The organism is Gordonia spumicola (assembly GCF_009932475.1).
GTDB classification, from domain to species: Bacteria; Actinomycetota; Actinomycetes; order Mycobacteriales; family Mycobacteriaceae; genus Gordonia; species Gordonia spumicola.
In genome coordinates this window covers 98281-110347 of the sequence record NZ_BJOV01000002.1, presented here as the reverse complement: position 1 = coordinate 110347, position 12067 = coordinate 98281, and the positions used below count along the sequence as shown (strand labels likewise).

13 protein-coding genes are annotated in these 12067 nt (G+C 68.7%); 6 read left to right on the top strand and 7 right to left on the bottom strand.

The window, feature by feature from the left end; genetic code table 11:
- Positions 1–20 precede the first annotated feature (20 nt).
- Positions 21–1208: a M20 family metallopeptidase gene (locus GYB83_RS02500; protein ID WP_161893997.1), complete on the bottom strand. Its 1188-nt coding sequence runs from the start codon at positions 1206–1208 to the stop codon at positions 21–23.
- A 66-nt stretch (positions 1209–1274) separates the two neighbouring features.
- Here GYB83_RS02500 and GYB83_RS02495 point away from each other — a divergent pair, with 66 nt between their 5' ends.
- The 3 genes from GYB83_RS02495 to GYB83_RS02485 are packed head-to-tail and all read left to right on the top strand — an operon-like array spanning position 1275 to position 3512.
- Positions 1275–2216, top strand: coding sequence for a TtfA family protein (locus GYB83_RS02495; protein ID WP_161893996.1), 942 nt, complete (start codon positions 1275–1277; stop codon positions 2214–2216).
- 26 nt (positions 2217–2242) lie between these two features.
- Positions 2243–2782, top strand: a complete 540-nt coding sequence (pyrE, locus tag GYB83_RS02490; RefSeq protein ID WP_161893995.1) for an orotate phosphoribosyltransferase — start codon at positions 2243–2245, stop codon at positions 2780–2782.
- A 34-nt stretch (positions 2783–2816) separates the two neighbouring features.
- Positions 2817–3512, top strand: coding sequence for a TrmH family RNA methyltransferase (locus GYB83_RS02485; protein ID WP_161894619.1), 696 nt, complete (start codon positions 2817–2819; stop codon positions 3510–3512).
- A 6-nt stretch (positions 3513–3518) separates the two neighbouring features.
- Here GYB83_RS02485 and GYB83_RS02480 read toward each other — a convergent pair whose 3' ends face one another.
- The gene (locus GYB83_RS02480; protein ID WP_161893994.1) at positions 3519–3950 is read right to left on the bottom strand and encodes a nitroreductase/quinone reductase family protein; all 432 of its coding nucleotides are present in this window, start codon (positions 3948–3950) and stop codon (positions 3519–3521) included.
- 314 nt (positions 3951–4264) lie between these two features.
- On the opposite strand from GYB83_RS02480, the gene GYB83_RS02475 reads away from it, so the two are divergent.
- A complete protein-coding gene (locus GYB83_RS02475) occupies positions 4265–4762 on the top strand; it encodes a hypothetical protein (protein ID WP_161893993.1) in 498 nt (165 codons plus the stop codon).
- 43 nt (positions 4763–4805) lie between these two features.
- Here GYB83_RS02475 and GYB83_RS02470 read toward each other — a convergent pair whose 3' ends face one another.
- From GYB83_RS02470 to GYB83_RS02460, 3 genes are all read right to left on the bottom strand, one after another.
- Positions 4806–5432, bottom strand: coding sequence for a DUF305 domain-containing protein (locus GYB83_RS02470; RefSeq protein ID WP_161893992.1), 627 nt, complete (start codon positions 5430–5432; stop codon positions 4806–4808).
- A complete protein-coding gene (locus tag GYB83_RS02465) occupies positions 5429–6943 on the bottom strand; it encodes an LVIVD repeat-containing protein (protein WP_161893991.1) in 1515 nt (504 codons plus the stop codon). The genes GYB83_RS02470 and GYB83_RS02465 overlap by 4 nt, the downstream gene beginning before the upstream one ends.
- 247 nt (positions 6944–7190) lie before the next feature.
- A complete protein-coding gene (locus GYB83_RS02460) occupies positions 7191–7832 on the bottom strand; it encodes a TetR/AcrR family transcriptional regulator (protein ID WP_161893990.1) in 642 nt (213 codons plus the stop codon).
- Between the two features lie 84 nt (positions 7833–7916).
- Between GYB83_RS02460 and GYB83_RS02455 the strand changes: the two genes are divergently transcribed.
- Positions 7917–9515 (top strand): GMC oxidoreductase, encoded by a 1599-nt coding sequence (locus GYB83_RS02455; protein WP_161893989.1) that lies wholly within the window; start codon positions 7917–7919, stop codon positions 9513–9515.
- Between the two features lie 166 nt (positions 9516–9681).
- Here GYB83_RS02455 and GYB83_RS02450 read toward each other — a convergent pair whose 3' ends face one another.
- Entirely contained in the window at positions 9682–9972 is a 291-nt protein-coding gene (locus GYB83_RS02450; protein ID WP_161893988.1) for a hypothetical protein, read from the bottom strand.
- A gap of 167 nt (positions 9973–10139) precedes the next feature.
- The gene (locus GYB83_RS02445) at positions 10140–10844 is read right to left on the bottom strand and encodes a DedA family protein (protein ID WP_161893987.1); all 705 of its coding nucleotides are present in this window, start codon (positions 10842–10844) and stop codon (positions 10140–10142) included.
- A gap of 148 nt (positions 10845–10992) precedes the next feature.
- Between GYB83_RS02445 and fbaA the strand changes: the two genes are divergently transcribed.
- Positions 10993–12027 carry a class II fructose-bisphosphate aldolase gene (fbaA, locus tag GYB83_RS02440; protein WP_161893986.1) on the top strand — a complete coding sequence of 345 codons (1035 nt, stop codon included), beginning with the start codon at positions 10993–10995 and terminating at the stop codon, positions 12025–12027.
- Positions 12028–12067: the final 40 nt, after the last annotated feature.

The following is a 12067-nucleotide window of genomic DNA, read 5'->3' as shown; positions in this document are numbered from 1 at the left end:
GTCGCCTGCCGCGCGGGGACTCAGGACAGCAGGGTCACGGCGGCCCGGACGTATGCCTGAGCCGCGGAGACGAGTTCGGACAGCCCGACCGACTCGTCGGGCTGGTGTGCCTGGGTGTTGATGTCGCCCGGGCCCATGACGACGGTCGGGACGCCGAGGGCCGTGCTGATGAAACCGCCGTCGCATGCCGCGGTCCAGCCGCCGATCGTCCCACCGCCCGCGTCGGCGGCCGCCGCGACGATGGGATGGTCGGCGTCGGTCGCGAAGCCGGGCAGGAACATCGTCGGCGTCACCGTGACCGTCACCCCGTCCGACTCGACGCCCGCCGCGCGGATCGCGTCGGACAGGTCGCGGCCGATCTGCTCGACGTCCTCGCCGGGCATGAGACGGCGGTCGACGCCGAGTGAGCACGAGGGCGCGACGACGGAGATGCCCTGGCCGCCCTCGATGGTGCCGACGTTCCATGTTCCGAAGCCGAGAAGCGGATCGGGGTCGGCGGCCAGACGGGCCTGATCGGCGCGGATCACGTCGATCACGCGGGCCGCGGCGTCGATGGCGCTCACCCCGTCGGTCGGCCTGCCCGAGTGGGCGGCCCGTCCGGTGATCTCGATGTCGAAGTACGACGCGCCGCGGCACCCGCGCACCACGTCCATGCGAGTCGGCTCGGCGACGATGCAGCCGACGTAGGGGTCGCGCCTGCCGGACGCCACGAGACGCCGCACACCCGAGCCGTGCTCCTCCTCGTCGACGGTCACGACCAGCCGGACCGGACCGGACAATTCGAGGCCGAACTCGGCGGCGCGGGTCAACGCGGTCATCGCGGCGACCGCCGAGGCGATGCCGCCCTTCATGTCGGACGCGCCCCGCCCGATGATCAGGTCGCCGTCACGGCGGGGGACGAACGGGTCGCCCGTCCACCCCGGTCCGGCGGGCACCACGTCCGAATGACCGAGCAGCATGAGGCCCGGTCCGTCGCCGCCGACGTGCGCGGTCGCGACGAGGTTCGGGCGCCCCGGAGCGGCGTCGTCGACATCGACGTCGAATCCGGCGGCCCGACAGGCGTCGGCGAGCACCGCGACGGCCGACGCCTCTGTTCCACCCGGGTTGACGCTCGGCTCGGCGATCAATGCGCAGGTCAGCGCGTCGATAGCGGAGGCGTCGACGCTGTCGACGAGCCGCCTGACGGCATCGTCGCGTCGTTCGGTCATGGGGTTTCCCTTCTTGACGACCGCGTCGTCATGGCTCGCGGGGCGTTCGATAGTAGGCTATCTGCGATGACCATTGTCTATTTCGTGATTGCGGCGCTCGCACTGGCCGGTGCGGCGGTACTGCTGTGGCTCGACCGGAACCGGTCCGAGCAGGTGCACCACCAGCGGGCCGTGTGGGGGCAGACGCACTCCTTCAAGTTCCGCGACAGCGACTCCAAGCTGCGCACCGTCTTCCAGCGTGCCGCGATGGACGCCCCCGAGCACGTTCTCGTGCGCGACGTCGCGTACGGCGTGTACGAGGGTGCGGAGGCCGTCGTGTTCGACCTCGAGGAGACGGCCACCGTCATCGCGGTCCGGCGCCCGGCCGCATCGTCGGTCACCGTCGACCTGCGGTACGAGGACGTCCTCGCGCCCGCCGAGGACGACGTCGATCTGCTCGGCGCCATGGGTTCCCGCGTCATGTTCGCGTCGAACCTGGACGCGGCGCGCCGCATCTGCGACCGCCGCATGGTGACGCTCGCGACCGAGGCTCCCGCCTACATCGAGGTCCTCTGGAACGAGGGCAACTGGGTTCTCGGTTCGATGCCGGTGACCGCAGACGACTCGCGTCTGGACGTGGCACTCGACACGGTCCGCCGCTTCGCCGACCTGCTGCGCGTGCTGCCGCCCGCGATCGACCCGCAGGACGCGCCCGATCCGCGCGACCCGCACGGTCCGGCCCGCGAGGAACTCGCCGATGAGAAGACGGAGTCGATGCGCGACAAGGAACGTCGTCGCCGCATCGAGGCCGCCGCGGCCGATGCCGCGAGCGCACCGCTCGGCGGACCGCGCAACCCGTCGCGTCCCGCGGCCCGGCCCCAGCCGGTGGCGGACGAGCCGTCGCGTGTGGAGCCGATCCGCCGCGCCGCGCCGCGCCGCGCCGAGCCGACCACAGCCATCCCGGAGCAGCGTCGCGAGCGTGTCGCACCCCCGACGCTGCCGCCGCTGAACGACCCGCGTCACCGCTGACCGGCGTCACCTAGAACAGGAGCATCATGTCGGACGCCGATCGCGCGCGCCTCGCCGAACTCGTCACCGAACTCGCCGTCGTCCACGGCAGGGTGACCCTCTCGTCGGGCAAGGAGGCCGACTACTACGTCGACCTGCGCCGCGCGACCCTCCACCACGAGGCGAGCCGCCTCATCGGCAAGCTCATGCGCGAGCTGACCGCCGACTGGGACTACGTGTCGGTCGGCGGCCTCACCCTCGGCGCCGATCCCGTGGCGACGTCGATCATGCACGCGGACGGTCGCCCGATCGACACGTTCGTGGTCCGCAAGGCCGCCAAGGCGCACGGCATGCAGCGCCGCATCGAGGGCCCGGACATCGTCGGCAAGAAGGTGCTCGTCGTCGAGGACACGTCGACAACCGGTGCGTCTCCGTCGCAGGCCGTGGAGGCCGCGCGTGAGATCGGTGCCGAGGTCGTCGGTGTCGCCACCGTCGTCGACCGGGCCACCGGAGCCGACGAGGTGATCGGCGCGCTCGGCGTGCCGTACCGCTCGCTGCTGGGGCTGGCCGACCTCGGCCTTGCCTGACGTTCCGGGCTCGTCGAGCGAGTCCTCCGGCCCGTTGAGCCAGTCCTCCGGCCCGTCGAGCGCAGTCGAGACGACCGGACCCACCGAGTGGGTCACCGGTGTGGGGCCCGCCGTCGGAGTGGGCCCGTGGGCCGTCGAACGTCCGGGTCAGTCTCCCGACGATCCGCGGCTCGACCCGGAGCTGGTCGCGGACGGGGACCGGCGCAACGTGGTCGACGACTACCGGTACTGGCGGCGTGAGGCCATCGTCGCCGACCTCGACACGCGCCGCCATGACTTCCACGTAGCCATCGAGAACTGGGCGCACGACGCCAACATCGGCACCGTGGTGCGGACGGCCAACGCGTTCCTGGCCGCCGAGGTGCACATCGTCGGCCGCCGCCGCTGGAACCGTCGCGGAGCGATGGTCACCGACCGCTACCAGCATCTGCGCCACCACGACACGGTCGACGAGCTCATCGCGTGGGCGCGGGACAACGGTCTGACTGTCGTCGCCGTCGACAACACCCCCGGCTCGGTGCCGGTGGAGCGCACCGACCTTCCGCGCAGGTGCGTCCTGCTGTTCGGACAGGAAGGTCCAGGCGTCAGCGACGACGCGCAGTCCCGCGCCGACCTCACCGTGTCCATCGCCCAGTTCGGGTCCACGCGCAGCATCAACGCGGGTGTCGCCGCGGGGATCGTCATGCACTCGTGGATCGCCCGCCACGCCGACCTCGATCAGGCCTGGTAGGTCGATTCAGACTCGGGTGAGTGCGAGCACGGGGATCACGCGGACGCCCGCGGTCTTCTCGGCGTACTCGGCGAAGCCCGGGTAGCGGGAGGCCTGTTCGGCGTACACGCGGTCGCGGTCGTCACCTGTCAGTTCGGCGACGGTGACGTCGTAGGTCTGCGTGCCGCGCTCGACGGTGGCCCGGCCCGCGGCGACGAGGTTGAAGTACCAGGCCGGGTGCGTCGGCGCGCCGGCCTTGGAGGCGAAGACGTAGATCGTGGCGGGGTCGTCGTCGGACTGCAGATACATCATGGGGGAGACCGTCTGCTTGCCCGACTTGCGTCCCACATGATGCACCAGCAGCATCGGGGCGCCCTCGAAGGGCCCGCCGACGCGGCCCTCGTTGGCGCGAAACTCGTCGATGATCTGGGTGTTCCAATCGCTCACTGCGGTCTCCATCCTCGTTCGGTGCGGTCGTCCACGAGCCTAGGTGATTCGATTCCCGGGACGATGATTTGAGGCTCAAGGGGTGAATCGGTGTCACCACGCGACACCGATTCACCCCTTGACCGCGCGTGCCCGAGTCGCTGGTCCGACGGGCGGAGTGCCGCGCGGCGCGCCGTCGACCGGACGTCTTCCCCCGATCGGTGGACCTGTGTTTCCACCGGTGCATCCCCCGTCGTGGGGACGTTCACCGACCTCTCCGGCGGGCAGAGTCATGGGTGTCAGACAACGACACACCACCGGCCACACGCCAGAGACGAGGAACCACCATGAACAGCACCACCGCCGGACGCCGCCTCTCCCACAACCGCCTCGCCGCCGCGGGCGCAGCCGTCGCCGTCGCCGCGGGCATCACCGCAGCGGCGGCCGTCGGAGCCGGCGCGGCTCACGCGGGCACCATGCCCATCACCCACCCCGGCGAACCGACCGTCGCCATGACGATCACCAACAACACCGACCAGAACGAGTACTTCGCAGGTGCCACCGCAGGCAGCGGCCAGTGGATCACCGCACCCCGCATCGTCCTGGCGCCCCACACCAGCGAGACCGTCGTCTCCACCGCACCGACCAGCCGATCCGAAACCGACTTCGTCGACTACCGCCTCGGCCTGACCGGACCCACCGCCACCTACGAGGTCCAAGACACCGCAGGTGATGTGAACACCGCGATGTCCGGCATCAACGGCGCGGGCTACGCACACCACTTCATCGACGCCCACATCGCCACCGGATACCCGTCGGTCAACGCCCACTTCACCCAGTGGTGACCATCCGCTGCCATGTGAGCGGACCGCGCAGTCATCGCCTCGATCAGTCCGTCACGCCGCGGACCACCAGCATTGAGCCGATCAGCCCGGTCTCACGTGTCTGCACGGCGAGGATCGTCCGAGCCAGTCGCACCACCGGGCCGTCGGACGGACCGTAGGCGAGAAGGTCTTGTGTCATCGCGATGCCGCCGTAGTGGTGACGTTGCATGAGACGTAGGAACTGATTCTCCGCGGCTGTTCCGCCGAGTGAGCCGAGGGAGGCGACCTCGTCCGACGTGGCGGAACCGGGCATGCCGTGATCGTCGTTCGAGGAGTGGTCGTGGCCGCGTCCGTGCATCCACGCCATCGACGACGACGACTGGATCTGCTGGTCGGCCATCTGCAGGAAGCCGATCATCGTGCCGATCTCGCCCGACTGCTCCTGCACCATCTGCCTGGACAGGCCGCGGATCGGGACGGACATCCCGTCACGGTCGATGGACTGCGCCATCGTGACGGCCTGCTGGTGGTGCGCGATCATGTCCTGCAGGTAGCCGATCTCGACGGCCGACAGGGACGGCGCGGCCGGAGACTCGCTCACCAGCGCGGGCCGGAGTGCGATGCCGAGCACGAACACCAGGGCGGCCAGCATGGTGGCCGCCGCCCCGGTCACGACCGTGCGGGCGGTCATGATCCCACCGTCGTCCGCTGATCGGCGGGTGCTCGGTACACGTCGTTGGTCAGCTCGATCACCTGGAAGCCGTTATCCGAACAGGTGACGTACAGGCGGTTGCCGCGCCACTCCGGAGGGGAGAAGCACATGTCCGTCGACAGGTCGCTGAGCACCATCGAGGTGCGGTTGCTGCGCGCCTGCGCCGGATCGAACTCGCCGCGCCGCAACGCGTCCAGGATCGACGGTGCGCTCAGTACCGGGACGCCGACTACGGCGCTCATCACGTGCGGGGAGTTCCATGCGGTCAACGGGCTCGCCGGCTTCGACGGCGGAACGTAGTAGGCGATCTCCTTGACCCGCCTAGGATCTCGGATGTCGAAGACGCGTACGCCCGACGACGTCCATCCGCACGCCAAGGCCGTCGGATTCACCGGGCGGTCCGCGGAGCAGTAGTGCGACTCGTACGCGAAGACTCCGCCGCCCGAACTCGACGCGACCGCCCGGTCCTGGTTCTCCGGCAGGTTGACGGCGAGCTTGATCGTGTTGATGAGTCGAGGGCGGCGCGGGTCCGTCGCGTCGATCACCTTGACGCCTCCGGATCCACCTTCGGTCGGCGTGTACAGGACCGTCCGTTCGCCGTAGGCGACCGGGACCGAGTGCTGGGTGGCCCAGCCCGCGTCGTCCCAGGACAGGTTCGACAGCAGCGGCACCTGTGGATCGGTGCGGCGGGCCGTCACCTGGCTGATGTCGTAGACGCTGATGCCGCCGAAGTTGTGGGACAGGTACAGCGTGGACCCGTCGGCGCTGATGCCGAACCCGTGTGCTTCGAGGCCGGTGAGGCCCTGCCAGATCACGCGGGGCCGCGCCGGATCGGACAGGTCGACGGCGCTGAGCAGGCCGGGGCCCATGCCGGATGTCCAGTAGGTGCGCCCGTCGGGGGAGAACCCGCCTTCGTGCGAGGTGATCGGGAGCGGGGCGGCAGGCGTGCCCGCCGTCGTGTTGAGGAGACGGGGATGCGCGCAGTCGGAGACGTCGTACACCGCCATCAGACCGGCCCCGAACAGGAACGGGACCCCGGTCCCGACGAGTAGTCGTCGTCGGGCGTTCACTTTGAGCGTCTCCCAGGTGCCCGCCTGAAGGGCGGGCGCGTCCAGGGTTGCGGTGGTGCGCAGTCGGCTCGGGGTGGCCGCGTCGATCACCTGGACCCCGCCGTTCCGGCCGACGGCGGAGCCGGGGAACACCGTGCCGGTGTATCCGCATGTGCCGTACGCGGCCGCGACGATCCCGCCGCCGTGTCCCGCGTACGCCGAGACAGGCACGACGTTGCACGTGAAACCGCGTTTCGACCGGCCGGACGCGCGTTCGGCGGCCGTCACCTCGCCCTGCAGGCCGGAGGTCGGGGCCGAGCCGGGCCCGCAGTGTGCGGGGTCGGCGGCTTGTGGGGGAGCGGCCGTCGCCGGAGCAGCGACGAGCAGCGCCGCGGCCGACAATGCGGCGACGACGACCGTGAGGAAACGTGGAGCAGACATGGAACCGTCCTGGAGTGCGAAGGGATGCGGGGTGCGTGATGCCGCATCGTCGGCACGAACTGGACTGTCGAGAAGTGAGTATGTGCCATGCGAAGGTGACGGGCCAGGAATTGCCGGCAAGTAGTGTCCTGCATCACATTGCGATCGGCGTCTTCCATTTTTAAGTCGTGTGACTGATTATTGACGAGCGTGATGCCGCGAGGCGAACAAAGGAAACGGAGGTGGTCGCGGAAGAGGGCGCGACCGGTCAGTCGGTGGTGACCGGTGCCAGCCAGAGTCCGACGAGTCCGTCGACCATCGAGTCGGAGAACCCTGACCATGACGTCGTGTCGAGGGCGCCGAGTTCGTTCCTGCTGCGTTCGAAGTCGGCGAAGGTCGAGATCAGGGTGTTCTGCGACATCAGATTGCGGACGCGGACGGTCTCCTCGGGGAGCGTCGGGAGTCGGCGATACATCTCGGTGAGGATCGTCGTCAACGGGCCCGACTCGAAGGCCTCGCGGTAGACGAGTTCGACCGAGCCCGGATCGTTGAGGAACTGCTGCCAGAACTGGCCGTAGTACGTCGGGCCGGGGCTGGTCCCGATGTGCTCCAGCTGGGGTTGGACCAGGCATCGGAGCCAGTCCCTGAGCTCGGACACGTAGCCGACCTCGGAGACCATGCGTGCGCGGATGGCGTCGATCGGCTCTTGATGCGCCTTGAGAAGCGCCAGCAGCAGGTCGGACCGGGTGCCGAAGTGGTAGCCGACCGCGAAGTTGTTCCCCTGGCCCGCCGCCTCGCTGATCTGGCGGTTCGACACCGCCGACAGCCCTCGTTCGGCGAACAGTCGTTCGGCCGCGCTCAAGAGTCGAGCGCGGGTCTCATCGGCCCTGCTGTTGCGATCGACACTCACGCATCCATGATCCCTCACCCGCATCCCGCCGAGGCTGCCGGTTCACCTGTTAAGTCACCTGACCGAAGAATGAAAGGCGCATCCATGTCTGTCACCCCGTCCGACGCCGTCAGCCGCCGCGGGTTCCTCGCCGGGGCCGCGGCCCTCGCAGCCGGAACAGCCGGCCTCGCGGCCGCCGCATCGGCCACGGCCGCGCCGGCCCGCGTCACGACGGCGTCATCCGAGCATCGAGTGATCGTCGTCGGCTCCGGATTCGGCGGAGCGATCACCGCGCTGCGCCTGACTCGAGCCGGAGTGCCCGTACTTCTGCTCGAACGCGGACGTGAATGGAAGACGGGACCGAACGCGACCACTTTCCCGAACCCGGCGGCCCCAGACAAACGCGTGCTGTGGCATCGCAGCGACCCTCAGCTCTTCGGTGAGCCGGCCGTCTTCGAGCCCTACGCGGGTCTCATCGACGCCGTCGTCGGCGACGGGATGACCGCGGTGACGGCGGCGGGTCTTGGCGGTGGAAGCCTCATCTACCAGGGCATGTCCCTGCAGCCCACGCGTGACGTCTTCAACGAGCATCTGCCCGAGTCGCTCGACTGGGGCCTGCTGGACCGCGTGTACTACCCGCGGGTGGCGCGGATGCTCGGACTCGCCACCGCACCCGACTCGTTGGTCCGACGGCCGGAGTACCGCGCGGCGCGCATCTTCGCTGACCACGCGCGACGGGCTGGCCTGCCGGTCTCCAAGATCCCGATGCCCATCGACTGGCGGTACGCTCAGGCCGAGATCGACGGGAAGATGACGGCGTCGTACACCGACGGCTCGGGGGCGCTCGGCGTCAACAACGGCGGCAAGCACAGCGTCGACACCACGTACATCCGACAGGCGCGGGCCAACGGGCTGCTCACCGTCGCGACTCTTCACGAAGTGCTCGACGTCGAACGCCGCCGGGACGGTCGGTGGGCGCTCGACGTGGCGCAGACCGACGTCCATGGCACGACGATCGCGCGGAAGAAGCTCGTCACGCCCTCGCTGTTCATGGCAGCGGGCAGTGTGCACACCACACGTCTGCTGATGCGGGCGCGGGCTCACTCGGCGCGTGACCTGCCCGACGCCATCGGCAGCGGGTGGGGGACCAACGCCGACCGCATCTACGTGTGGAGCAACCCGGGGCTCGACTTCGGGATCAAACAGGGCGGACCGGTCGTCTTCGGCAGCCTCAACTGGGACTCGCCGTCCACCGCACACACCGTGATCCAGGCGTCAATCCCGCCGTTCGGCGTGGACGTGCACAGCACGATGATGGTCGGGTACGGCGTCAGCGAGTCACGCGGACGATTCAGGTACGACGCGTCGACCGGTGATGCACGGCTCGTGTGGCCGGCGAGCGGCGACACCCGCATCCAGTGGCGTCACATCCATCCGACCGCGCTCAAGATCGCCGGGCCGGGGTCCGTCCTCACCGATTCGAACCGGTTCGTCGACACCACCTGGCATCCGCTCGGCGGGGCGGCGATGGGCGCGGTATGCGACCTGTCGGGGCGGGTCCGCGGTCAGAAGGGCCTCTACGTGGTCGACGGGGCGCTCGTCCCGGGTACCGCGGCCGCGTGCAATCCGTCGATGACGATCGCGGCGATCGCCGAACGGGCGCTCGACGACATCGTCGCCAACGACATCGGCTCGATCGTCTGAGGTTCTCGCGCCCCGGCGGGCGGCGGCCAGTGGATCAACGCACCCCGGCACACCCTGGCCCCGTACGCCACCGAGACCGTCACCGCATCCGCTCCCACCGTCAACGCCGGATTCGACCTGTGGTGACACCCCAGCGAACCGTTGGTGACGTGAGCGGACCACGCCGTCAGGCGGCCGGCTGCGTGTGATGCCCTCGGACGGTCCGCGTGACCGGTCCGATCCGCGACTCGACGCGTCCGAGGACCTCGGCGAGTTGGATCGGATCGTCGACGTCGGCGACGAGTGCGACGGTGTAGCCGTTGTTGCCGATCATGAACGGAAGCACCGGTGTGTACCGATCGCTCACGACGGCCATCGGGGTGCCCGCGGCCGCGAGCGTTCGGGCGTACTCGACGGTCTCGTCGTCGAGCACGATCAGTGGGATGTCGGTCGGGGTGATCCTGCGGTGGTTTCTCATGCCCCAACGATGGCCTCTGACGTTGGGATTCGCATCCACGGCAGGTGGGAATCGCCTGTGAACGTTATGGATGCGATTCGCTCCCCTCGGTGACGCCGCTCACCCGCGAAGGGGAGGGGATGCGCCGAGGGGAGCGAATGTAGCGGAGAAGTTGCCGTGGCTGCAGGTCAGGCGGCCGCGGCGTCGTCCGACGAGCCGTTGCGCCTGCGACGCAGCCATTCGAAGACCATCGGCAGCACCGAGACCAAGACGATCAGGATGAAGATCGGCTCGATCAGCTTCTGGACGATCTCGAACTGGCCGAGCCAGTAGCCGAGGAGCGTGATGCCCGCGCCCCAGACGATCGCGCCGACGACGTTGTAGATGGTGAAGACGCTGAACTTCATCCTGGCGGCGCCCGCGACGATCGGCGCGAGGGTGCGCACGATCGGGACGAAACGTGCCAGGAAGATGGCGATCGGGCCGCGCTTCTCGAAGAACACGTGGGCCTCGTCGAGGTACTTCTGCTTCAGGAAGCGGGCGTCCGGCTTGAACATGGCGGTGCCCGCGTACCGGCCGATCCAGTAGCCGATCTGACCGCCGATGATCGCGGCGATGGGGACGCCGATCAACAGCGGCCACAAGGTGAGCCCGGATTTGGCGACCTTGTCGGCGTTCTCGGCGGTCGCACTGCCTGCCGCGATGAGGCCCGCGACGAAGAGCAGCGAGTCGCCGGGCAGGACGGGGAACAGGACACCCGACTCGATGAGGACAACCAGCAGCAGACCCCAGAATGCGGCGGCGCCGAAGTAGCCGATGAGGTTGAACGGGTCCATGAATCCGGGCATCAAAGCCACGTGCGAGGTTGACTCGGCAAGCAAAGTGTCGATCACAGGCCCTCACGATACCGGTGAAACCTTCCAGAACCCTTATAGGAGATCGGTGGGGAGCGAGTCGGGTCGCGACCCGACCTGGCAGACTGGTGACCGATCCCTATTTCACGCGTGGAAAACATCCACCGGCTCGACAGGAATAATCAGCATGCCCATCGCAACACCCGCCAAGTACGCCGAGATGCTGGCGAAGGCGAAGTCGGAGGGCTACGCCTTCCCCGCCATCAACTGCACCTCGTCGGAGACGATCAACGCAGCCATCAAGGGCTTCGCCGACGCGGGCAGCGACGGCATCATCCAGTTCTCCACCGGCGGCGCCGAGTTCGGTTCGGGCCTGAACGTGAAGGACATGGTCGTCGGCGCGGTCGCTCTCGCCGAGTTCGCGCACGTCGTCGCCGAGCAGTACGACGTGACGATCGCGCTGCACACCGACCACTGCCCGAAGGACAAGCTCGACGGCTTCGTCCGCCCGCTCATCGAGATCTCGCGCGAGCGCGTCGCGAACGGCCAGAACCCGCTGTTCCAGTCGCACATGTGGGACGGCTCGGCCGTGCCGATCGACGAGAACCTCGAGATCGCCAAGGACCTCCTCGCCAAGACCAAGGAAGCCAACATCATCCTCGAGGTCGAGATCGGCGTCGTCGGCGGCGAAGAGGACGGCGTCGAGAACGAGATCAACGACAAGCTGTACACCTCGGTCGAAGACTTCGAGAAGACCGTCGACGCGCTCGGCGCAGGCGAGAACGGCCAGTACCTGCTGGCCGCGACCTTCGGCAACGTGCACGGCGTGTACAAGCCGGGTGGCGTCAAGCTGCGTCCGGCGGTCCTCAAGGAGGGGCAGGACGCCGCGATCGCCAAGCTCGGCCTCGACGCCGACGCCAAGCCGTTCGACTTCGTCTTCCACGGCGGCTCCGGCTCGCTCAAGAGCGAGATCGAAGAGGCCGTCAGCTACGGCGTCATCAAGATGAACGTCGACACCGACACCCAGTACGCCTTCACGCGTCCCGTCGCGGCACACATGTTCGCCAACTACGACGGAGTCCTGAAGGTCGACGGCGAAGTCGGCAACAAGAAGGTCTACGATCCGCGCAGCTACCTGAAGAAGGCCGAGACCTCGATGGCCGAGCGTGTCGTCGAAGCGTGCAACGACCTCGGTTCGGCGGGCAAGACCATCGGTCGCTGACCGACACCGCACACGAGAAGGGGCGCCCGGAGTGATCCGG

What these genes read in the sequence shown, in the direction of transcription:
- GYB83_RS02500 (WP_161893997.1), bottom strand. Translation starts at nt 1,208, where the DNA reads ATGACCGAACGACGCGACGATGCCGTCAGGCGGCTCGTCGACAGCGTC.
- GYB83_RS02495 (WP_161893996.1), top strand. Translation starts at nt 1,275, where the DNA reads ATGACCATTGTCTATTTCGTGATTGCGGCGCTCGCACTGGCCGGTGCG.
- pyrE (WP_161893995.1), top strand. Translation starts at nt 2,243, where the DNA reads ATGTCGGACGCCGATCGCGCGCGCCTCGCCGAACTCGTCACCGAACTC.
- GYB83_RS02480 (WP_161893994.1), bottom strand. Translation starts at nt 3,950, where the DNA reads ATGGAGACCGCAGTGAGCGATTGGAACACCCAGATCATCGACGAGTTT.
- GYB83_RS02475 (WP_161893993.1), top strand. Translation starts at nt 4,265, where the DNA reads ATGAACAGCACCACCGCCGGACGCCGCCTCTCCCACAACCGCCTCGCC.
- GYB83_RS02470 (WP_161893992.1), bottom strand. Translation starts at nt 5,432, where the DNA reads ATGACCGCCCGCACGGTCGTGACCGGGGCGGCGGCCACCATGCTGGCC.
- GYB83_RS02465 (WP_161893991.1), bottom strand. Translation starts at nt 6,943, where the DNA reads ATGTCTGCTCCACGTTTCCTCACGGTCGTCGTCGCCGCATTGTCGGCC.
- GYB83_RS02455 (WP_161893989.1), top strand. Translation starts at nt 7,917, where the DNA reads ATGTCTGTCACCCCGTCCGACGCCGTCAGCCGCCGCGGGTTCCTCGCC.
- GYB83_RS02450 (WP_161893988.1), bottom strand. Translation starts at nt 9,972, where the DNA reads ATGAGAAACCACCGCAGGATCACCCCGACCGACATCCCACTGATCGTG.
- fbaA (WP_161893986.1), top strand. Translation starts at nt 10,993, where the DNA reads ATGCCCATCGCAACACCCGCCAAGTACGCCGAGATGCTGGCGAAGGCG.